17 protein-coding genes are annotated in these 20,601 nt (G+C 70.4%); 16 read left to right on the plus strand and 1 reads right to left on the minus strand.

Going from position 1 to position 20,601, the window contains the following annotated elements; translation table 11 throughout:
• Nucleotides 1–181 precede the first annotated feature (181 nt).
• Complete coding sequence (locus OWC43_RS09015) at nucleotides 182–1,372, plus strand: HlyD family secretion protein (RefSeq protein ID WP_393956416.1); 1,191 nt, start codon at nucleotides 182–184, stop codon at nucleotides 1,370–1,372.
• The gene (locus OWC43_RS09020) at nucleotides 1,369–2,970 is read left to right on the plus strand and encodes a DHA2 family efflux MFS transporter permease subunit (protein ID WP_393956417.1); all 1,602 of its coding nucleotides are present in this window, start codon (nucleotides 1,369–1,371) and stop codon (nucleotides 2,968–2,970) included. Before OWC43_RS09015 ends, OWC43_RS09020 begins: the two co-directional genes overlap by 4 nt.
• Nucleotides 2,971–3,056: 86 nt before the next feature.
• On the opposite strand, the gene OWC43_RS09025 is transcribed toward OWC43_RS09020, so the two are convergent.
• The gene (locus OWC43_RS09025) at nucleotides 3,057–4,187 is read right to left on the minus strand and encodes a transglycosylase SLT domain-containing protein (protein WP_393956418.1); all 1,131 of its coding nucleotides are present in this window, start codon (nucleotides 4,185–4,187) and stop codon (nucleotides 3,057–3,059) included.
• A gap of 311 nt (nucleotides 4,188–4,498) precedes the next feature.
• Between OWC43_RS09025 and OWC43_RS09030 the strand changes: the two genes are divergently transcribed.
• From OWC43_RS09030 to cueR, 14 genes are all read left to right on the plus strand, one after another.
• Nucleotides 4,499–5,689, plus strand: a complete 1,191-nt coding sequence (locus OWC43_RS09030; protein ID WP_137829449.1) for an inositol-3-phosphate synthase — start codon at nucleotides 4,499–4,501, stop codon at nucleotides 5,687–5,689.
• A 55-nt stretch (nucleotides 5,690–5,744) separates the two neighbouring features.
• Entirely contained in the window at nucleotides 5,745–6,623 is an 879-nt protein-coding gene (locus OWC43_RS09035) for a hypothetical protein (protein ID WP_393958523.1), read from the plus strand.
• A gap of 28 nt (nucleotides 6,624–6,651) precedes the next feature.
• Complete coding sequence (locus OWC43_RS09040) at nucleotides 6,652–7,833, plus strand: class I SAM-dependent methyltransferase (RefSeq protein ID WP_393956419.1); 1,182 nt, start codon at nucleotides 6,652–6,654, stop codon at nucleotides 7,831–7,833.
• An 8-nt stretch (nucleotides 7,834–7,841) separates the two neighbouring features.
• Nucleotides 7,842–8,870, plus strand: coding sequence for a Gfo/Idh/MocA family protein (locus OWC43_RS09045; protein ID WP_393958524.1), 1,029 nt, complete (start codon nucleotides 7,842–7,844; stop codon nucleotides 8,868–8,870).
• A gap of 189 nt (nucleotides 8,871–9,059) precedes the next feature.
• Nucleotides 9,060–10,685 carry a YcaO-like family protein gene (locus tag OWC43_RS09050; RefSeq protein WP_393956420.1) on the plus strand — a complete coding sequence of 542 codons (1,626 nt, stop codon included), beginning with the start codon at nucleotides 9,060–9,062 and terminating at the stop codon, nucleotides 10,683–10,685.
• Complete coding sequence (locus OWC43_RS09055) at nucleotides 10,682–11,572, plus strand: sugar phosphate isomerase/epimerase family protein (protein WP_393956421.1); 891 nt, start codon at nucleotides 10,682–10,684, stop codon at nucleotides 11,570–11,572. Before OWC43_RS09050 ends, OWC43_RS09055 begins: the two co-directional genes overlap by 4 nt.
• Nucleotides 11,572–12,810 (plus strand): glycosyltransferase family 4 protein, encoded by a 1,239-nt coding sequence (locus OWC43_RS09060; protein WP_393956422.1) that lies wholly within the window; start codon nucleotides 11,572–11,574, stop codon nucleotides 12,808–12,810. Before OWC43_RS09055 ends, OWC43_RS09060 begins: the two co-directional genes overlap by 1 nt.
• A complete protein-coding gene (locus OWC43_RS09065) occupies nucleotides 12,807–13,556 on the plus strand; it encodes a PIG-L deacetylase family protein (RefSeq protein ID WP_393958525.1) in 750 nt (249 codons plus the stop codon). Before OWC43_RS09060 ends, OWC43_RS09065 begins: the two co-directional genes overlap by 4 nt.
• Before the next feature lie 129 nt (nucleotides 13,557–13,685).
• Entirely contained in the window at nucleotides 13,686–14,312 is a 627-nt protein-coding gene (locus OWC43_RS09070) for a uracil-DNA glycosylase family protein (protein ID WP_393956423.1), read from the plus strand.
• Between the two features lie 181 nt (nucleotides 14,313–14,493).
• The gene (locus OWC43_RS09075) at nucleotides 14,494–15,546 is read left to right on the plus strand and encodes a lysylphosphatidylglycerol synthase domain-containing protein (protein ID WP_393956424.1); all 1,053 of its coding nucleotides are present in this window, start codon (nucleotides 14,494–14,496) and stop codon (nucleotides 15,544–15,546) included.
• A gap of 34 nt (nucleotides 15,547–15,580) precedes the next feature.
• Nucleotides 15,581–16,906 (plus strand): ATP-binding protein, encoded by a 1,326-nt coding sequence (locus tag OWC43_RS09080; protein WP_393956425.1) that lies wholly within the window; start codon nucleotides 15,581–15,583, stop codon nucleotides 16,904–16,906.
• A gap of 375 nt (nucleotides 16,907–17,281) precedes the next feature.
• A complete protein-coding gene (locus OWC43_RS09085; RefSeq protein WP_137829441.1) occupies nucleotides 17,282–17,614 on the plus strand; it encodes a four-helix bundle copper-binding protein in 333 nt (110 codons plus the stop codon).
• Between the two features lie 68 nt (nucleotides 17,615–17,682).
• A complete protein-coding gene (locus OWC43_RS09090) occupies nucleotides 17,683–20,175 on the plus strand; it encodes a heavy metal translocating P-type ATPase (RefSeq protein ID WP_393956426.1) in 2,493 nt (830 codons plus the stop codon).
• Nucleotides 20,172–20,570 carry a Cu(I)-responsive transcriptional regulator gene (gene cueR, locus OWC43_RS09095; RefSeq protein WP_137829439.1) on the plus strand — a complete coding sequence of 133 codons (399 nt, stop codon included), beginning with the start codon at nucleotides 20,172–20,174 and terminating at the stop codon, nucleotides 20,568–20,570. The genes OWC43_RS09090 and cueR overlap by 4 nt, the downstream gene beginning before the upstream one ends.
• Nucleotides 20,571–20,601 lie beyond the last annotated feature (31 nt).

The following is a 20,601-nucleotide window of genomic DNA, read 5'->3' on the forward strand; positions in this document are numbered from 1 at the left end:
CCCGGGGTCGTTCCCTGGGATTGGCCTTCGCTGAACGCTGCCCTGCGCGGCCTCGTTCCGCACCGCGACATCGCAGAAGCGGAACCGGAAGGCGGATTCGATTTTAATCCCGTGAGGCGGGTGGCTTTTTTCTTTCGCGCGAGCCTGGGCGAGTCGGCCCCTCGCGCAGGCTCCATGAACGATGCTCGACGAACGGCAGCCCCCGTCCGGCCATGCCCGGACCGACGAGACCCTGCGCGCGCCCGGCTCGGACGAGTCGCGCGCGCTCAAGGAGAGCGGCGAAGCGGCGTCCCAGGACGCGTCCGCCTCCCAAGGTGACGACACCGAACCCGAAGAGAAGCGACCCAACATCCTGCGGCGGCATCCGCTCTGGTTCGTCCTCGGCGGGATCGTCCTGATCGTGCTGGGGATGGCGGGCTATCTCTACTGGCTTTCGGCGATCCACCCTTACGAATCGACCGACGACGCCTTCGTCGATGCGCGGCAATTCGCGGTGGCCCCCAAGGTCTCCGGCTACGTCGTCGATGTGCCGGTCACCGACAACCAGCACGTGGTGCCCGGCGACGTCCTGTTCCGGATCGACCCGCGCGATTATCGCATCGCCCTCGATCAGGCGAACGCCCAAGTCGCGGCGGCGGAGGCCTCGATCCGCAACATCGACGCGCAGGTGGAGGCGCAGCGGGCCCAGATCGACGTGGCGAAGGCGCAGGTGGATCAGGCCGAGGCCGCGCTCCAATTCGCCAACGAGGACGCCGATCGGTACCGTACGCTCGCCCAGCGCGGCGCCGGCACGGTCCAGCAATCGCAGCAATCGACCTCGAACCTCCAGCAGCAGCAGGCCAATCTCAGCCGCGCCAAAGCCAGCGTCGTCGCGGCGCAGAAGCAGATCGGCGCGCTCGACGCGCAGAAGGCGAGCGCGCAGGCAAGCCTCGCCCAGGCGGAGGCCCAGCGCGCCCAGGCAACGTTGAACCTCGGCTACACCACGCTCACCGCGGCGCAGGCGGGCCGCGTCGTCCGGCTGACCGGCGCCAGGGGGCAATACGCGCAAGCCGGGCAGAGTTTGTCGATGTTCGTGCCCGACGACATCTGGGTCGTCGCCAATTTCAAGGAGACGCAGGTCACCGACATGCGCCCCGGTCAGCCGGTGGAGATCGAGATCGACGCCTATCCGGGCCGCGCGATCAGCGGCCACGTCGCTTCGGTGCAGCCCGGCTCCGGCACCGCCTTCAGCCTGCTGCCGGCGGAGAACGCCACCGGCAACTACGTGAAGGTGACCCAGCGCATCCCCGTCAAGATCACCGTCGAGGACTGGCCGCAGGACGTGGCCATCGGACCCGGCATGTCGATCGTGCCGACGGTGAAAGTCCGGTGAGCGCGGCGACCGCCGCCGACGGAACCGCGACAGCGGCGGGCGGACATAATCCGTGGATCATCGCGGTCGTCGTGGCGCTCGCGACCTTCATGGAGGTGCTCGACACCACCATCGCCAACGTGGCGCTCCGCTACATTTCCGGCGGCCTCGCCGTCGGGCCGGACGAAGCGGCCTGGGTCGTTACGAGTTACCTCGTAGCCAACGCCGTCACGCTCACCGCATCGAGCTTCCTCGCCAAGCGCTACGGCCGCAAGGCGTTCTTCCTCTGGAGCGTGGGGGTGTTCACGCTCTCCTCGATCCTGTGCGGTTTCGCCTGGAGCCTCGAATCGCTCCTCTTCTTCCGCGTGCTCCAGGGCCTCGGCGGCGGCGGCATGGCGCCGCTGGCCCAGTCGATCCTCGCCGACTCGTTCCCGCCGGAGAAGCGAGGCCAAGCCTTCGCCCTCTACGGCGTCGCCATCGTCGTGGCACCCGCCATCGGGCCGACCATCGGCGGTTGGCTCTCCGACAACGCGTCCTGGCACTGGTGCTTCCTCATCAACGGCCCGATCGGCCTCGGCGCGCTCGGTCTGATGTACTGGGTGATCGAGGATCCGCCGAAGGCGGTGGCGGAACGTCGGCGCCTTCGGGAACAGGGCGTGCGCTTCGATCTCGTCGGCTTCCTGCTGGTCGCGACCTTTCTCGGGGCGCTGGAGGTCGTGCTCGACGAGGGCCAGCGGAAGGATTGGTTCGGCTCGAACCTGATCGTGACCTTCGCGCTCATCGCCGGCCTCGCCTTCGCGGCGATGATCCCCTGGCTGCTCACCCGGGACAATCCGGTGGTGGATCTGCGCCTGATCGGACGGCGTCAGTTCGGCGCCTGCTTCCTCGTGATGCTCGCCACCGGCGCGATCCTGATTTCGACTACGCAGTTCCTGCCCCAGCTCACCCAGGAGCTCTACGGCTACACCGCGACCCTGTCCGGCCTCGTGCTCGGTCCCGGCGGGGCGGTGACCGTCGTGATGATGTTCGTGGCCGGGCGGCTGTCCGGTTTCATCCAGCCGAAATGGCTGATCGCCACGGGCGCCTGCGTCATCGCCGTCGGTATGCTCGACCTCACCCGGCTCAACGGCCAGTCGAGCTTCTCATTCTTCATGTGGTCGCGGATCTATATCGGCATCGGCCTGCCGATGATCTTCCTGTCGATCACCTCCGCCTCCTATCAGGGCATCGACAAGGGCCGGACCGATCAGGCCTCGGCGCTGATCAACGTCGCCCGCAATGTCGGCGGTTCGATCGGGGTCTGCATCGCCCAGAACACGCTGGCCTATCGCCAGCAATTCCACCAGAGCCGCCTCGGCGAGCACGTCTCCTCGGTCGAGCCCGCCTATCGGGAGACCCTCGGCCAAGCGACCGCCTACTTCTCGCAGCGCGGCTTCGCCGGGCCGGATGCCGAACGGCAGGCCCTGGCCTGGATCGCCCAGCAGCTCCAGACCCAGGTGGCGCTCTGGGCCTATATCGACGTGTTCAAGGTGCTCTCGATCATGGCGATGACCGCGGTGCCGTTGGCGCTTCTCCTCAAGAGCACCAAGCCCGGCGGGCAGGCGCCCGTCGGACATTGAGCGCTGCGGCACTCTCGGCAACGGGAAACGCCGGGAGGGCACCGGGCTTCGGCAGGACGTGGCGCGACCCCCGGAAACCCGAGGGATCACTGCACCGTGTGGGTCGCGAGGGCGGGGGCGACCACCCCGTCGAGGCGCAGGCGGGCGTCGAGGATCGGGGTGTCGGACACCTCTTCCTGCGGCTGGCCGGCCAAGGCGGCGATGGCCTGATACTGGTTCATCCGCTGATCGATCATGCCGTCGAGCCGCTCGTGGACCTCGGCCACCGTGAGGCTGCGGCGCTTGCCGCCGGCCTTGGCCGTGAAGATCGAGCGGTTGGCCCGCGCGGCGCGGCCGAACACCTTCTGGGCAACCTTGTCCGGATCCTCGGCGCTGAGCGAGAGGAATTTGCCGGCGCTCGCCGTGCCGAGGAAGTGGGCGAGGTAGAGCTCGGTGGTCTTGAGGGCGCGTCCGATCCGGGCCTCGATGCGGGCGCGGTCGCGCTTGATCAGTTCGCCCGCCATCAGCCCGGCGACGTAGGGGTCGTTGCGCAGGTCGAGCACGCGCTTGCGCAGCCCGGCATCGGCGATGGTGATGGCCCCGCCGCGACCCTTCACGGCGGCGGCCTCCGTCTCAAGTCCGTACCGCGCGCCGTAAGTGCGGATCATCTCCAGCCAAGTGCCGGTGACGAACTGGAACAGCCCCTGAGCCGAGGAGGCGGAGGACTTCACGTCGGTGTCGAAGCTCGATTCCTTGTCGGCGAGCGCCATCATGTAAACCGGATCCACGCCGGTCGCCTCCGAGGCCCGAACGATGGTCGCCGCCAGATCGCGCGAAACGCTCATGTCGCCGAAGCGCAGCACCGTGTCCTCGCCCTCGCGGGATCCGGTCATCGCACCCTGGATGCGCTGGATCGGCGTGGTCACGGCGTCGTCCTGGTCGAGGAGGGCCGCTCCGCCCCATTCGGGCTCGGCGCCGACCGGGCGGAGGTCGGCCCGCACCAGGGCCGGAATCGACGGAGCCGGCATCCTGGCGGACTCGCTCTCGAAGGACGCATCGGCCGCGCGCGGGACGGACAGCAAGAGGAGGCCCGCGAACACCGCGAGCGAGAGGCGGGCGGCAGAGCCGGCCCGAGACGCGTTGCGACGCGCGACGGCGTCAGTATCAGCGACCGACCCGCAAGGCACGAGTCGGCTCACGTCGTCGGCGCGGTGCGCCGGCTCCGGGTAAACCCCCATCGGTCTTCCTTGTTGGTGCCTCGGCGTTCTTTTCGGCCGGGCTTCTTTTGACCGGTCGGTGTTTCGCCGCCGGGTGTGACCACAATGGGACCACCTCGTGATACAAACGTGGTCGCGTTAATGGGCCGTTAAGCTACTGTGTTTACGTTATTTTAACGATATCGCGGGGCCCCCTGCGACGTCCCCCTGCGTCAAACAAGGCGCTCAGACCGCCGGAACGCTCTACCGGGACCCTAGTTGTCATGGGCCGCGCGGCGGCCAGTTAGGGTTCATCCTAAGGCGTCAGCGCCACACAGCAGAAAGTCGGGTACATGGGCATTCAGACCGGTCGACGCGTCGGAGTGGCGTTCGTTGGCATGGGCGGTGCGGTCGCGACGACCGCCATCGCCGGAATCGAGACGATCAAGTCCGGCTCGAACCGTCTGGACGGCCTGCCGCTCGCAGGTGTGCCCGTGCCGGGCATGGCCGATTACAAGGATCTGGTGTTCGGCGGCTGGGACCTGAATGGCGACGACCTCGCCTCCGCCGCCACCGGTCACGGCGTGCTGACCCGCGAGGATATCGAGAACGGCGCCCAGGCGCTCAAGGGCATCACCCCCTGGCCGGCGGTCGGCTCGGCGAAGTTCTGCAAGAACATCGATGGCGGCAACCGCATCGTCGCCAAGGACCACCGCGAGGCCGTCTCGGTCATCGCCAACGACCTCAACCGCTTCCGCAAGGAGAGCAACCTCGACGACGTCGTCGTGGTGAATCTCGCCTCGACCGAGCGCTGGCCCGACCTGTCGCAGGCGGTGCTCAACTCCTCGGAAGCGTTCGAGAAGGGGCTGGATTCGAGCGACGAGTCGATCTCGCCGGCGATGCTCTACGCCTATGCGGCGATCAAGAGTGGCGTGCCCTACGCCAACTTCACCCCCTCCGTCGCCGCCGACGTGCCGGCCCTCTTGGAGCTCGCCCGCGAGCTGAACGTGCCGGTCGCCGGCAAGGACGGCAAGACCGGCCAGACCATGATGAAGACGGTGTTGGCGCCGGCGCTCAAGGCCCGCGCGCTCCATGTCGACGGTTGGTTCTCGACCAACATCCTCGGCAACCGCGACGGCTTGGCGCTGAACGACAAGGACTCGCTCCAGTCCAAGCTCAACACCAAGGGCACCGTGCTCGATTCGATCCTCGGCTACCCGGTCGAGGACCATCTGGTGCACATTCACTATTACCGCCCGCGCGGTGACGACAAGGAAGCCTGGGACAACATCGACGTCACCGGCTTCATGGGTCAGCGGATGCAGATCAAGGTCAACTTCCTCTGCAAGGACTCGATCCTGGCCGCTCCGCTCGTCATCGAGATCGCCCGCGTGTTGGACCTCGCCAAGACCCGCGGCGACGGCGGTGTGCAGGAGCAGCTCTCGACCTTCTTCAAGGCGCCGATGGTCAAGAACGGTCATGGACCTGAGCACGATTTCGGCAAGCAGCAGCGGATGCTGTTCGATTGGCTGGGCGTGCACTGAGGAAGTCCCGCCCGTGGCGGATTCTTCTCAGATCGAGCCCGCGGCGCCCCTGGCGCTGCGGGACCTCCTCGTCGAGCTGGGCGACCTGAAGCGCGTCCGCTCGGCGGGCCGTGACGGCTCGATCGCCGAGCGCTTGTTCGCCCAGGGCTGGTCGGCCTTGACCGGCGGCGCGCGCCCCGAAACCGTCGCCCTCGACATCACCGCCAAGGCGCTTGCGGCCGCGCGGCTCTGCGATCTCGACGCGGCGTTTCTCGCCGCAGCGGGCCTTAACGAGACTCAAGCGTCCGACATCCTCGTGGCGGGGCTCGATGCGGTGTCCGAGCCGCTCGATCCGGCGCTGCGGGAGCGCCTGCGGGATGCCCTGCGCCGCCCGGCCGATCTGCCGGCCGGGCCCGTGCCCGCGTTCGTCGGTGCGCTCGCGCAGCAGCCGCGGGCGGGCGTGACCTGTCCGGGCAAGCCGCGCATCCTGCTGGAGCCGCCGGAGAACCACGCCGAGCATTGCCTCGTCGTGGCGGTTTACGGTGTCCTGCTCAGCCCGTTCTACCGGGCCGATCCGACCACCGTGTTCCTCGCCGCGATGGCGCATCACTTCCACAACGCCGCGATGCCGGATGCCGGCTTCACCGGCGAGATGCTGCTGGGCGATCACCTCTGGCCGATCGTCGGACGCTGCTCCCAATGGGCGCTCGACGAACTGGAATCGGAGCTGCGGGAAACCGTGGCGGCGGCCCGCCTCGTCCTGCCCGACGACGCGACGGCGGAGGGACGCGCCTTCCACGCCGCCGATTCCATCGACCGCGTCCTGCAGATCGCCCAGCATCTGCGGGCGGCCTCGCTCACCATGGACACGGTGCTGGGCGAGATGGAACTGGTCCATGCCGGGCCGGTGAAGGCTTTCCAGGATCGCGTGCTGACCGATATGCGGATTCCGTGACACAGCGCATCCCTCGGCTGCTCCGGCCATGATCCCCTTCGATCTGCTCTCTCCCGTGACCGGTCATCCGCTGAAGGCCGACGGCGCGCATGCCCTGCGCGACGTCGAGACCGGGGCGCGCTGGCCGGTGATCGACGGCATCCCGTATCTGCGCACCGGCCGTGAAAAGCTGATCGCGGTGGCGCTCGAAGCCCTTGATGCGGGCCGCGAGGACGAGGCGCTGATCCTGCTGCTCGCGGATCAGGACGATTGGTGGACCGGTCCGCCGGCCGATCCGGACGATCTGCGCCGGCTCATCGCCGAGCGCGAGACGACGACCCTGCGCGGGGCGGTCGATCTCCTGGGGTGGGGCCGGGTCGGCGATTACTTCGTCAACCGCTGGACCGACCCGACCTTCCTGGCGGGCTTGAGCCTGCTGGAGGCGCATTGGAACGCCCCGGTCTGCGCCTTCGAACTGGCCTGCGGCATCGGCCATTACCTGCGCGAGCTGAAGCGCCGTGACGTGAAGGTGGCCGGAGGCGACGTGGTATTCGCCAAGCTCTGGGTCGCCCGGCACTGGGTCGTCGGCGAGGAGGCGCAGTTCGTCTGTTTCGACGCCGCCTCACCGCATTGGCCGATCGCCGACGCGCCGGTCGATCTCGTGATCTGCAACGATGCCTTCTACTTCCTCGACGACAAGCCCGGCGTGCTGGCCTGCCTGCGCAAGACCGCGGGCGAGGACGGTTGGCTCGCCGTGAGCCATATCCACAACAGCGGCCGTCCCGGCTTCTCCGCCGGCAAGGCGATCTCGTCCGCCGAGATCGAGGAACTCTTCCCCGACGCCCTGGTCTACGACGATGCCGAGCTGACCCGCGCCTTGGTCGAGGCCCGCGCGCCGCAGCCGCAGGAGCCCGGCCATCTCAAGACCTGCGAGGCGTTCTCCGTCGTGGCGGGCCCCGGCATGCGTCCGGCGCCGCGCGCCGTGATCGACGGCATCACCCTGCCGCCTCCGGACGCGCAGCTCCACCTCAACCCGCTCTACGCACCCGAAGCCGAAGGCTACGCGATCCGCTGGCCGTCCGAGCGCTACGAGGCGGAATACGCCGATCAGGCCACCTACCCGCTCCGTTCCGACGGCCCGCAGGCGATCGTCTGGAAGGGCACACCCGACGCGCCCGAGGTCGATCGGGTGCGGCGGCGTGAATATGTCGATCTGCCGGAGCGGTGGTGATGGCCGAGATGACGCAATCCGTCGGCTGGGGCATCGTCGGCTATGGCTGGGTCGCCCGCGATTACATGGCGCCCGGTATCCGTGCCGCCGGGCATCGCCTCGTCGCGGTGGCCGATCCCGGCGCCGCCTCCCGAGAGGCGGCGGAAGCCGAGGGCGCACGGGCCCATGCCGATCTGGCCGGCCTGATCGCCGAGCCGGAGGTGGAGGCGGTCTACATCGCCACCCCGAACCATCTCCACCGCGGCGCCGTGGAGGCGCTCTGCGCCGCCGGCAAGGCGGTGCTCTGCGAGAAGCCGATGGCGGCGACGCTCGCCGATGCCGAGGCGATGGCGGCGGCGGTGCGCCGGACGGGCGCCTTCTACGGCACCGCCTTCGACCAGCGTCACCATCCCGGCCATGCCGCGATGCGCGCGGCGATCCGCGAGGGGCGGATCGGCACGGTGACGGCGATCCGCATCGTCTATGCCTGCTGGCTCGACCGGGCCTGGACCTCGTTCCAGGGCCAGCCCAACTGGCGCATCGACCCGGCCCAGGCCGGCGGCGGCGCCCTGATGGATCTGGCGCCGCACGGCCTCGACCTCGTCGACTTCCTCCTCGGCGAGCCGCTCGTCGAGATCGCCGCCATGACCCAGGCCCGCGCCCAGGATTACGCCGTCGATGACGGTGCCTTGCTGATCGGTCGCACCGAGGGCGGGGCGCTGGCCCAGCTCAACGTCGCCTACAATTGCCCGGACGCCCTGCCGCGCCGCCGCCTGGAGGTGGTCGGCACGAAGGGCCTGCTCACCGCCATCGACACGATGGGCCAGACCGCGGGCGGCTCGGTGACGTTCACCGACGGCGCGAGCGGCCGGAGCGTGCCGATCCGCTTCGACACCCAGGCCTCGCCCTTCCTCGAACAGGTGCGCGCCTTCGGCCGCGCCCTGCGCGAGCCGGAAGCCCGCGCCGCCTGGGACGCCGAGCGCGACCTTCACACCATGCGGCTGATCGCCCGTGCCTACGCGGCGGCCGGCACGCCGGCGGGCCGCGATGCGGCCTGACGTGATTAGGAAGGACATTCGCCCCATCCCCTACACTCCCCCTCATCCTGAGGTGCTGAGCGTCGGCTCAGCCTCGAAGGAGGCCTCCCATGATCGCAGGATTACCGGAGGCCTCCTTCGTGGCTGCTGCGCAGCAGCTCAGGATGAGGGCCGTGGATGGGAAGGGGCGGCTCTAGGATCGGAACGGACATGACCGAGACCCTCGACCGGGACGACCGCGTCCGCCACGCGACGCTCGCCGCGCCGCGCGCCTATCGACGCGGCGCCCCGCGCGTCATCGAGGGCCTGCCCGAACGGCTGCCCGAGCCGGTGCGCGCCTACCTTGACGTGCTGCCCGAGGGCCGGGTCGTCGGGTTCAACCTCGCCGGCCTCGACCGCACCGGCATTCCGGTTTGGTTCGTGGCGCTCTTCCTCGAAGATCCGTTCTATGTCGGCGCCATGCCCTCCGGCATCGGCTACGGCGCCACCGACGACGAGGCGCTGATCGGGGCGGTCGCCGAGATCGCCGAGAATCTGATGCCCTCCGTGGCGCTGCTGCCGCGCCTGCGCGCGCGGGGCGGCGACAACGAGGATCAGCGCTCCTACCACGATCTCGTGCGCGTCTACGGCGCCGGGGCGGTGGCCGATCCGCTGACGCTCGGCCTGCCCGCCGGGTCGCCGGTCGACCGCGATACGCCGCTGGACTGGACGAAGGCGATACGGGCGCGGACCGGTGAGTCCGTCTGGGCCCCCCTCGACGTGGCGGCGACGGATTACTTCGAGCTGCGCCAGGGCTACCAGCCCTTCACCAATCTCATCACCAACGGCCTCGGCGCCGGGCCGGACGTGGACTTCGCCCTGGGTCACGGCCTGCTGGAGATGCTCCAGCGCGACGGCAACGGCCTGCTGTTCCGGGCGCTGGATCAGGGCGTGATGCTGGACCTCGACGGCATCGGCCCCGAGACCCGCGCCATGCTCGATCGCCTGGAGAGCCTCGGCATCCGGGCGCTGCCGAAGTTCGCCACCGACCAATTCGGCATGACCAATCTCTACGTCGTCGGCTACGACGAGGATCCGGCCCGCACGCCGGCCCCCATCGCGCTGTCGGCCTGCGGCGAGGCCTGCGACCCCGATCGCGAGCGCGCTCTGCGCAAGGCGCTCTTGGAGTTCCAGGCGGCGCGGGTGCGAAAAACCTTCGGGCACGGGCCGCTGGCGCTCGCCGATACGGTGGCGCCCCCCGGCTACGTCGAGTCCTTCATCCAGAAGGCCCTGCCGAGCCTCGACCTGGAGGAGAGCCGTGCGCTCCAGGCCATGCTCGCCTGGATCGACTTCTCGCCCGCCGAATTGCGCGGGGTCCTGAGCGAGACGGTCTATTCGCAAGCCAGCACCAAGGCCTTCTCGGACTTGCCGACCACGTCCGCACCGGACGGTCATGCCCGCGGAAAGATCGCCCGCGAACGGCTGGAAGCGGCGGGCTTCGATGTGCTCTACGTCGATTGCTCCCCGCCGGGCGGCGGCATCGGCGTGGTCAAGGCGATCGTGCCGGGGCTCGAGGTCGAGACCATGAGTTATTACCGGATCGGCGAGCGCAACACGAAGAAGCTGATCGAGCGCGACCATCCGCTGATCCGCTTCGGCACACCCACCGACACCCTGCTGCCCGTGCGCCTGACCCCGGAGGCCATCGAGCGCTTCGGCGGCCAGCCGCTCTTCGACGTGGCGCTCGCGGAACAGATCGTCGGCTCGCATTATCCGCTCTACCGCGAGCCGGAATCGCACCACGCGCCGTTCCGCTACGAGCGCCAGGGCCGGCGGGCCGAACGGAGGTCGGCATGACCCTCCGCTTCGCCTACAACACCAACGGCACCGCCAATCACCGCATCGAGGACGCGATCCGCCTCATCAAGGATGCCGGCTACGACGGCGTCGCCCTGACGCTCGACATCCACCATCTCGATCCGTTCGCGGACAATTGGGTGGTCGAGGCCGACCGCATCGCCAGCATCCTGAGCCGGCTCGAGCTCGGCTCGGTGATCGAGACCGGCGCCCGCTTCCTGCTCGACCCCACCGCCAAGCACGAGCCGACGCTGGTGACGGCGGATGCGGCGGGCCGGGCCCGGCGGGTCGGCTTTCTCAAGCGGGCGATCGAGATCGGCAAGATCCTGAATTCCGAGGCCGTCTCGTTCTGGGCTGGCGTGCCGAAGCCCGGCGTGGACCACGACGAGGCCCGGGGCTGGCTGGTCGAGGGCCTGCGGGAGGTCGCCGCGTTCGCCGCCGAGAAGGGCATCATCGCCGCGCTGGAGCCCGAGCCCGGCATGCTGATCGAGACCCTCGACGATTTTTCGCGAATCGACGTGCCCGGGCTGCGTCTCGCCCTCGATACAGGGCATTGCTTGGTCACGCAGGAGCGCGACCCGGCCGCGGCCGTGCACGAATTCGCCCCGCGCCTCGGCACGGTGGCGATCGAGGACATGAAGCGGGGCGACCACATCCACCTGCCCTTCGGCGAAGGCGACATGGACGTGCCCGTCGTGCTCGACGCCCTCGACGCGATCGGGTTCGAAAAGCTTGTCTGCGTGGAGCTGTCGCGCGACTCGCACCGGGCCGATGTGATGGTGGGCCAAGCCCTCGAATATCTGCGCACCTGTCGCCGTCCCGGCCCCGGCCTGCCCCGGCCGGACGAGACGCCCCGCGAGATCCCCGTTCCCGGACTGCCCCATTGATGAGAATCTGCTTCGTCAGCCGCCGTTACTTTCCGGCGATCTCCGGCATGAGCGTCTACGCGCAGAACCTCCTGCGCGAGGTCGCGGGGGCCGGCCACGATGTCACGATGATCTCGCAATATCGCGGCGACGAATTCGGCACGCGGGTCTATGGCGGCGGCCCGCCCCCGGCAGTGCCGGGCGTCCACGTCATCGGCTTGGAGCAGCGCGGCGAGCAAACCAGCGGCGATTTCGAGCGCGACATCGACGAGATCATCGCCACCATCGAGGCCGAGCACGCCAAGACGCCGTTCGACGTGCTGCACGCGCAATACGGCTACCCCACGGGCTGGGCGGTGCTCGTCGCCGGCAAGCGGCTCGGCCTGCCGACGGTGGTGTCGATCCAGGGCGGCGACGGCCACTGGGTCGGCTCCTGCTGCGAGACCCACCGCGTCGCCATGGTCGAGGTGCTGGCCCATGCCAACGCCCTCCTGATCGGCGGGCCGTCCTTCGTCGAGGAGGTCTGCGACCGGTTGGGCTCGGACCCCGCCCGCTTCACCATCGTGCCCGGCGCCGTCGACACCGCCCGGTTCACGCCGGGCGAGCGCTTCCAGGCGGAGCGCGAGGACGAGGAGCCGGTGCGGCTCCTCTATCACGGCCGCGTCGACCGTCGGAAAGGCGTGCTCGACTTCCTCGACGCCCTGGAGCGGCTGTGGGAGGCCGGCCAGCCCTTCGACGCGACGATTTCCGGCATCGGCCCCGATGTGGACGCCGCCCGCGAGCGGGCCGAGGCCATCGGCTTCACGTCGCATCAGGTGCGCTTCACCGGCTACGCCGATTACGACACCGTGCCGGACCTCTACCGGCAGGCGGATGTGTTCGTCTCGCCGACCTATGCCGAGGGCTTCTCCAACACGATCCTGGAGGCGATGGCCTCGGGGCTCGCCGTGGTCTCGACCCATTCGGTGGGCGTCTCGGATTGCCTGCGCGACGGGGAGAACGGCCTCCTCGTGAATCCCGGCGACGTGCCGGCCCTCGCCAAGGCGCTCGGCCGGGTGGTGGAGGACGACGACCTGCGTCAGCGCCTCGCCCGGGACGGGCTGGAGGAGTGCCGCCGGGTCTATTCGTGGCGTGCGGTCGGGCGCCAGATCATGGAGGTCTACGCGGCGGTCGCCGGGCAGCGGCCGCAGACCGACTTCTCCGACACCCTGCCCGAGGATCCGTCCTGCCGCTTCCGCGCCGAGCCGCACCTGCTCTGATGCCGATAGCGCTCGCGATCTCGCCCCATCTCGACGATGCCGCCTTTTCCGCGGGCGGAACGCTGGCGCGCCTGGCGGCGCAGGGCTGGCAGGTCGTGATGGTGACCGTCTTCACCGCCTCGGTGGCGAATCCTGAGGGCTTCGCGTTGGCCTGCCAACTCGACAAGGGGCTGCCGCCCGAGATCGACTACATGGCGCTGCGCCGGGCCGAGGACGTTCGGGCGGCCGAGGCCCTCGGCATCGAGGCGCCGGTCCATCTCCCGTTCCGCGAGGCGCCCCATCGCGGCTACGGCTCGGCGCCGGAGCTGTTCGCGGAGCTGCGTCCCGACGACAGCGTCGGCCTCAACCTCGCCGACGCCTTCGAGCGGCTGGTGGCCGACACGCGGCCTGACCTGATCCTCGCTCCGCAGGCCGTCGGCGGCCATGTCGACCACGTTCAGGTCGTGCGCGCCTTCCGCGGCGCGCAGCCGCCCCTCCCGGTGCTGTGGTGGCGCGATTTCCCCTACACGGTGCGCGACGCCCGACCGAAGGAGCCCCTGCGGGCCCTGTTCGAAGCCTATCCCGAACGGGCGGTCCGCCTCGATGCGGAGGCCGAGCGGCGCAAGGCGGCGTCCTGCGCGGCCTATGCCTCGCAGATCGGCTTCCAGTTCGGCGGGCCCGAGGGCCTGAGCGGCCGCCTTGCCGCGGAGGAGGGCACCGAGCGGTTCCGGGTGCAGGGGCGGCTTCCGGACGGGATTTTGGACTGACGCATTCGGCCCGGACGGGCCGCGCGGTGCGTCGGCGACCTGTCGTTTCGCACAATCCCGCCGGGCGGTGCCCTCTCCCGCTTCGGCGGATGCGCATCAGGCGCGGATGACCGGGAGGAGGGCCGAGCCTTGTACGATCCGCCCGTCGCCCCCAAGAGTCTCGCCGATCCGGCCGCCCTCGACGCTCGTCGCGCGCTACTCGACGGCCCCCACATCGCTCCCCTGCGCGCGCTCGCCCGACGCATCGCCGCCGAGCGTGGCGCCCCCGTGCCCGATCCCGATCCCCTCGACGGCGGTGTGGGCGCCCGGCTGCTGCTTCTCCTCGAGACGCCCGGACCCTCGATCGGCCGCACCGGCCTCGTTTCCCGCGACAACGCCACCGGCACGGCCGCCAATCTCTTCCGCTTCCTCGGCGAGGCGGGCCTCGCGCGGGCCGACACGCTGATCTGGAACGCGATCCCCTGGGTGATCCACGCGCCGGGTGCCCTCAACCGCGCGCCGCGCCGGGCGGAGGCGGTCGCGGCGACGCCCTACCTCGCTCCGCTCCTGGCGCTGCTGCCCCGGCTCGCCGTCGTCGTGCCGGCCGGGCGCTTCGCCGCGCAGGCCGCTGCCCCCTTGGCCGATCTTCGGCCGGACCTGCCGGTGATTCCCGTGCCGCATCCGAGCCCGACCTATGTCTGCACCGCACCGAGCGTGCGCGCGCGCATCCTGGCGGGCCTGCGCGCGGCGGCGAGCCATCTTGCCAAGACCGGGTGACCGCCGCGAATTCGGCCGCAATCCAGGCGCAGGGCGGGTGTGCACCTCGAGTCCGGTCGCTGGCCTTTGGCCGACATTGACCCTAAATGCGCCGGGGCGGGCATGCAGGGCACCCGCTCGGGTCGCGACCCGCGCCGACGACTCGAGGCGGGCGACCAGCGGAGGCGTGCACCGATCTCAGATGACATTTGCCGGAAAGCATAAGCCGGCGGCTCAGGCCGAGCCGGTCGAGGCCACGTCGGGCGGTGAGGCCGGGGAGCCGCGCGGCAAGAGTGGGCGCTACGCCTGGATCGGCACGCTGGCGAGCATCGTCCTCATCCTCGCCTCGCTGTTCGTGCTGTGGAAGCTCTCGGAGGAGATCACCTGGGCCGAGCTGCACAAGGCGTTCACGGAGGTCACCAACCGCCAGCTCGCCTTGGCCTTCGGCGCGGTCGCCGTCAGCTACCTGTTCCTCACCTGCTACGACGCGCTGGCGCTCCGGCAGCTTCGGCTCAAGGTGCCCTACCGCATCACCGCGCTCGCCTCGTTCACGAGCTACGCGGTGAGCTTCACCCTCGGTTTCCCGCTGATCACGGCGGCGACGATCCGCTACTGGATCTACTCGAAGCGCGGGCTGTCGGCGGCCAAGATCGCCGCGCTCACGGTCATCGCGGGCTTCACCTTCTGGCTCGGCATGGGCGTGGTGCTGGGGCTCAGCCTCATCATCGAGGCGGGCCAGCTCGCGAGCCTCACCTTCCAGAGCATCGGGGTCAATTCGAGCGTCCGCCTCAACCAGATCCTGGGTTTCGGCGCCCTGGGCTCGGTGCTGGGCTACCTCGCCTGGGTCTCGGTCAAGCGGCGCTACATCAAGGTGCGCCAGTGGCAGCTGGAACTGCCCGGCGCCACCGTCTCCTTCAGCCAGATGCTGGTCGGCATCGGCGATGTCTGCGCGGCGGCGGCGGTGCTCTACGTGCTGATGCCCGAAGGCATGGCCCTCGGCTTCACCACCTTCCTGGCGATCTACGTGCTCGCCGCCATGCTCGGCATCGCCTCGAACGCACCCGGCGGCATCGGCGTGTTCGAGGCGACCATCCTGATCGCCCTGTCCTACCTGCCCCGCGACGAGGTGCTGGGCTCGCTGCTGCTGTTCCGGGTCTGCTACTATCTCGTGCCCTTCGTCCTGGCGCTCCTCATGCTCGGCGCCTACGAGGGCCTGTCCCGGTTGCGGCGGCGTCGGGCGGCGAACGATCCGTGACGTCCCCCGTCGCGCGCGCCGAAATCTGATCGGCATGGCTTCGGGCTCGTCGCAGCCGGCCTGGATCGGCGCCGCCGCGGCCGTCGCCGTCATCCTCTCCGCCGAGGCCCTGGCCGGGCATGTCGACACCGCCCTGATCCTGTCCGCCGGTCTTGCCCTGGGTATCGGCGGCCTGCTCGGGCGCGGCCGGCGCCCGGTGACTCTGCCGCCGCGCGAGCCGAGCCTCCCCGCGCGCCACGCGGTGGCCGAGGCGCTTCTCGCCAATATCCCGGATCCGGTCATCCTAGTCGATCGCCGGGTCGTCGTGATGGAGGCCAATCCCGCCGCACGCCGCCTGCTGCCGGGGCTCAAGCTGCGCCATCCGCTCTCGTTCTTCCTGCGCGCGCCCGACCTCTTGGACGGCATCGAGGAGGTTCTGCGCACCGGCACGAGCCTGACCATCGACTACGTCGTCCGCCTGCCGACCGAGCGCGCCTTCGCGGTCCAGATCGGTGCCCTGCGCATGCCCGACACGGCGGGCGGCGGCGAACCGAACATCGTCCTGTATTTCCGCGACCTCACGGAGGCGCGCCGTCTCGAGGCGATGCGGGTCGATTTCGTGGCCAATGCCAGCCATGAGCTGCGCACGCCGCTCTCGGCCCTGCTCGGCTTCATCGAGACGCTTCAGGGCCCGGCCCGCGACGACGTGCGCGCGCGCGAGCAGTTCCTGGGGATCATGCGCACCCAGGCGCAGCGGATGACCCGCCTCATCGACGATCTGCTCTCGCTCTCGCGGATCGAGTTGCGCGAGCACGTGGCCCCGACCCGGCCCGTCGATCTGGCCCGGATCGCGCGTCAGCTCGTGGATATGCAGGTGCCGCTCGCCCGCGAGCGCGGCGTGGATCTGCACATCGAGGCTCCGGACGCGCCAATGCCGGTGCTGGGCGAGCGCGATGAGCTGTCGCGGGTCATCGAGAACCTGATCGAGAACGCCATGAAATACGGCGGGAGCGGCGGCGTGGTCACCGTCGCCCTTCAACGGCTGCCCGGGACGGAGGGACGTCCGGACCGGATCGAGCTGCGCGTCACCGATGCCGGGCCCGGCATTGCCCCGGAGCATCTTCCGCGGCTCACCGAGCGCTTCTACCGGGTCGATGTGGCCTCGAGCCGTCAGCAGGGTGGAACGGGGCTGGGCCTGGCCATCGTCAAGCACACGCTCAACCGCCATCGCGGCCGCCTGACGATCGAGAGCGCGCTCGGCGTCGGCACGAGCATGCGGGTGACCCTGCCGGAATATCGGCCGGAGCCCGTCGAGAATCCGGCCGATCCCCTCGCGGAGCGTCAGGGGCGCGGTGGGGCGGCAGGCTCGGTCGAGGGCTGACGCTCTGCCGCCAGATGCGCCAGGAACGCCGAAACCGTCGGGCTGACCAGGCGGCGCGAGGTGTGCAGCGCCCGGACCTCGTTCGGCGGTCCGCTGCGACATCCCGGGCGACCGTCGAGCAAGCTCATCTCCCGCCCCCTGCCAAGACCGCACCGCGACCGGGTCTCCACCACCGCGGCCACCCGCGATTGCCGCGCCGCCTGATCGGACAGGAGCGGTCGCTCCGTTTCCCATCCGCGGGACGAAGGCTCAGGGCGGGAAGCGCGGCGACGATCCGATGAGGGTTGGACCGTCGGGAAAAACAGGAACGGGGCCGTACGCCGTCCGGTTGGCGGAATAAGCAATCCCTTGCCTCGCTTTCGGAGCGGCTTCGACATGACCCACCATTCCGACACGATGCAGGCCTGTCTCGATGCCTGCCTCCACTGTTATCGGACCTGCCTCGGCATGGCCTCCAACCACTGCCTTGAGGTGGGTGGACGCCATGTCGAGCCGGAGCATTTCCGCCTGATGCTCGCCTGCGCCGAAGCCTGCCGGGCCAGCGCCCAGTTGATGCTGATCGGCAGCCCGGTTCATCGGCACCAATGCGGGGCCTGCGCCGAGATCTGCGCGGCCTGCGCCCGTTCCTGCGAGGAGGTCGGCGGCATGGAGGCCTGCGTTGCGGCGTGCCGATCCTGCGCGGAGCAGTGCCGGGCGATGGCCGCCTGAGGCATTGAGCAGTTCCCGGACTTTAGCGCCTTGACCTTCCCATCATGGGAAGCACCATCTGTGCGGGTATGGACGCTGTTGCAAATCACCCCGATGCCCTCGCCGCTGCGGAAGAGCCGCGACGCCTGAGCCTGCCCGTCGCGGGCATGAGCTGCGCCTCCTGCACGGGACGCGTCGAGCGGGCGCTGGCCGCCTTGCCGGGCGCGCGCGACGTATCGGTCAATCTCGCGACCGGCCGGGCGAGCCTGACCTTGTCCGGGGATGCCTCACCGACCGGGGTCGCCGAAGCGATCCGGGAGGCGGGCTACGAGGTGCCCGAGACCGTCACCGCCGTTTCGATCGAGGGCATGAGCTGCGCGTCGTGCTCGGCCCGTGTCGAGCGCGCGCTGCTCGGGCTGCCCGGCGCGGTCTCGGCCAGCGTCAACCTCGCCACCGGGCGGGCCGAGCTGCGCCACGCCGCCGGCACCCTGGCGCTCGCCGATGTCGAGGCGGCCGTGCGCGCCTCCGGCTACACGCCCCATGCGGTCGACCGTGGTGCCGGGACGACGCCCGCGGAAAGGCAGGCGCGGGAAGAGGTGGCCCTGCGCCGCGATCTCGGGATCGCGGCGGCGCTGGCGGCCCCCATCGTCGTCCTCGACATGGGCGGCCACCTGATCCCCGGCTTCCACCATGCCCTCGCCGGCTGGCTCGGCGCGGGGACGGTGCCGTGGCTCCAGGCGGGTCTCGCCACCCTCGTGCTCGCCGGGCCCGGCCAACGCTTCCTGCGCATCGGTGTGCCGAACCTCCTGCGGGGCCACCCCGACATGAACGCCCTCGTCGCCCTGGGAGCGGGAGCGGCCTACCTCTATTCCCTGGTCTCGGTCGCCGCGCCCGCGCTGCTCCCGGCCGGCGCGGCGCATCTCTATTTCGAGGCGAGCGTCCTCATCATCACCCTGATCCTGCTCGGCCGCACGCTCGAAGCCCGCGCCCGCGGTCGGGCGGGCGCCGCCATCGCCCGGTTGATCGACCTCTCGCCTCGTATCGCCCGCCGCCTCGAGGGCGATGCGGAACGCGAGGTGCCGGTGGAGAGCCTGCGCGTCGGCGATCGTGTGCGGGTGCGCCCCGGCGAGCGGGTGCCCGCCGACGGGACCATCGTGGCGGGCGAGTCCTACGTGGACGAGAGCATGATCTCCGGCGAGCCGGTGCCCGTGCGCAAGGGCGCGGGCGCCGACGTCGTCGGCGGCACGCTCAACACCACCGGCGGCTTCGACGTCACCGTCAGCCGCACCGGAGCCGACACGGTGCTCGCCCGCATCGTCCGCATGGTCGAGGAGGCGCAGGGCGGCAAGCTGCCGGTTCAGGCGCTCGTCGATCGGATCACCCTGTGGTTCGTGCCCGCCGTGATGGCGGTCGCCGCGCTCACCGTCATCGGCTGGCTCGCGTTCGGTCCGGCGCCGGCTTTGGGCCACGCCATCGTGGCGGGCATCGCCGTGCTCATCATCGCCTGCCCCTGCGCCATGGGACTCGCGACGCCGGTTTCGATCATGGTCGGGACCGGCCGCGCCGCCGAGCGCGGCGTGCTGTTCCGCCAGGGGGCGGCGCTCCAGGCCCTGCAGGAGGCCCGCACGATCGCCCTCGACAAGACCGGCACCCTGACGGAAGGCCGCCCCCGCCTGACCGATCTGCGACCCGCTCCGGACTTCGCGCGGTCGCAGGTCCTCACGCTTGCCGGCGCGGTCGAGGCGCGCTCCGAGCATCCGATCGCCCGCGCCGTGACGGAGGCCGCGCGGGGCGAGATCGGCGCCCTCCCGGAGAGCACCGACTTCGTGGCGGTCCCCGGCCACGGTGTCACCGCGCGTGTCGAGGGGGCGGCGGTGGCGCTCGGCAGCCGCCGTCACATGGAGCGGCTCGGCATCGCGGTCGCTCCGCTGGAGCAGGAGGCGGAGCGCTTGGCCGGCGAGGGACGGAGCCCGATCTATCTCGCGGTCGAGGGACGGCTCGCAGCCCTGCTGGCGGTGGCCGATCCGGTGAAGCCCGAGGCCCGGGAGGCCATCGCGGCCCTGCGCGCCCGCGGTCTCACCGTGGCGATGCTGACGGGCGATGCCCGCGCGACGGCCGAGACTGTCGCCCGGTCGCTCGGCATCGACGATGTCCGCGCCGAACTCCGGCCCGAGGACAAGGTCGAAGCCCTGCGGGCCCTGCGCGCGGCGCACGGGCCGCTCGCCTTCGTCGGCGACGGCATCAACGACGCGCCCGCCCTGGCCGAAGCCGAGATCGGCATCGCCATCGGCACGGGCACCGACGTGGCGGTGGAGAGCGCCGACGTGGTTCTGATGTCGGGGGCGCTCACCGGTCTGGTCGAGGCGGTCACGCTCTCGCGCGCCACCATGGCCAATATCCGCCAGAACCTGTTCTGGGCCTTCGCCTACAACGCCGCGCTGATCCCGGTGGCGGCCGGCCTGCTGGCGGTCTTCGGCGGGCCGCTCCTCTCACCGGTCCTGGCGGCGGGGGCGATGGCGCTCTCCAGCGTGTTCGTGGTCGGCAACGCCCTGCGGCTGCGCCGGGCCGGAGGAACGTCATGAGCGTCACCATCGGCGAGGCCGCCCGCCTCAGCGGCGTGTCGGCCAAGATGATCCGCTACTATGAGGAGACTGGGCTGCTCGGCCCCGCCGAGCGCACCGCCTCCGGATACCGCGTCTACGGCGAGAGCGATCTCCACGCGCTCCGCTTCGTCCGCCGCGCCCGCGACCTCGGCTTCTCGATGGCCGAGATTGCCGATCTGCTGGCGCTCTGGCGCGATCGATCCCGGGCGAGTGCCGCGGTCAAAGGGCTGGCGCTTGCCCACGTCGCCGACCTGCGCCGCCGCATCGGTGAACTGGAGGCCATGGCCCGTACCCTGGAGACCTTGGCCGAGCGCTGCTGCGGCGACGGACGCCCGGATTGCCCGATCCTCGACGATCTGGCAGGCAGACAGTGACGGCGGGCCGGGACTGGATCGGCGCCCGCTC

The sequence above is a fragment of the Methylorubrum sp. POS3 genome, assembly GCF_043352485.1.
GTDB lineage: Bacteria > Pseudomonadota > Alphaproteobacteria > Rhizobiales > Beijerinckiaceae > Methylobacterium > Methylobacterium suomiense.

What these genes read in the sequence shown, in the direction of transcription:
- OWC43_RS09025 (WP_393956418.1), bottom strand. Translation starts at nt 4,187, where the DNA reads ATGGGGGTTTACCCGGAGCCGGCGCACCGCGCCGACGACGTGAGCCGA.
- OWC43_RS09060 (WP_393956422.1), top strand. Translation starts at nt 11,572, where the DNA reads ATGAGAATCTGCTTCGTCAGCCGCCGTTACTTTCCGGCGATCTCCGGC.
- cueR (WP_137829439.1), top strand. Translation starts at nt 20,172, where the DNA reads ATGAGCGTCACCATCGGCGAGGCCGCCCGCCTCAGCGGCGTGTCGGCC.
- OWC43_RS09045 (WP_393958524.1), top strand. Translation starts at nt 7,842, where the DNA reads ATGACGCAATCCGTCGGCTGGGGCATCGTCGGCTATGGCTGGGTCGCC.
- OWC43_RS09050 (WP_393956420.1), top strand. Translation starts at nt 9,060, where the DNA reads ATGACCGAGACCCTCGACCGGGACGACCGCGTCCGCCACGCGACGCTC.
- OWC43_RS09075 (WP_393956424.1), top strand. Translation starts at nt 14,494, where the DNA reads ATGACATTTGCCGGAAAGCATAAGCCGGCGGCTCAGGCCGAGCCGGTC.
- OWC43_RS09090 (WP_393956426.1), top strand. Translation starts at nt 17,683, where the DNA reads ATGGACGCTGTTGCAAATCACCCCGATGCCCTCGCCGCTGCGGAAGAG.
- OWC43_RS09055 (WP_393956421.1), top strand. Translation starts at nt 10,682, where the DNA reads ATGACCCTCCGCTTCGCCTACAACACCAACGGCACCGCCAATCACCGC.
- OWC43_RS09085 (WP_137829441.1), top strand. Translation starts at nt 17,282, where the DNA reads ATGACCCACCATTCCGACACGATGCAGGCCTGTCTCGATGCCTGCCTC.
- OWC43_RS09015 (WP_393956416.1), top strand. Translation starts at nt 182, where the DNA reads ATGCTCGACGAACGGCAGCCCCCGTCCGGCCATGCCCGGACCGACGAG.
- OWC43_RS09030 (WP_137829449.1), top strand. Translation starts at nt 4,499, where the DNA reads ATGGGCATTCAGACCGGTCGACGCGTCGGAGTGGCGTTCGTTGGCATG.
- OWC43_RS09080 (WP_393956425.1), top strand. Translation starts at nt 15,581, where the DNA reads ATGGCTTCGGGCTCGTCGCAGCCGGCCTGGATCGGCGCCGCCGCGGCC.
- OWC43_RS09040 (WP_393956419.1), top strand. Translation starts at nt 6,652, where the DNA reads ATGATCCCCTTCGATCTGCTCTCTCCCGTGACCGGTCATCCGCTGAAG.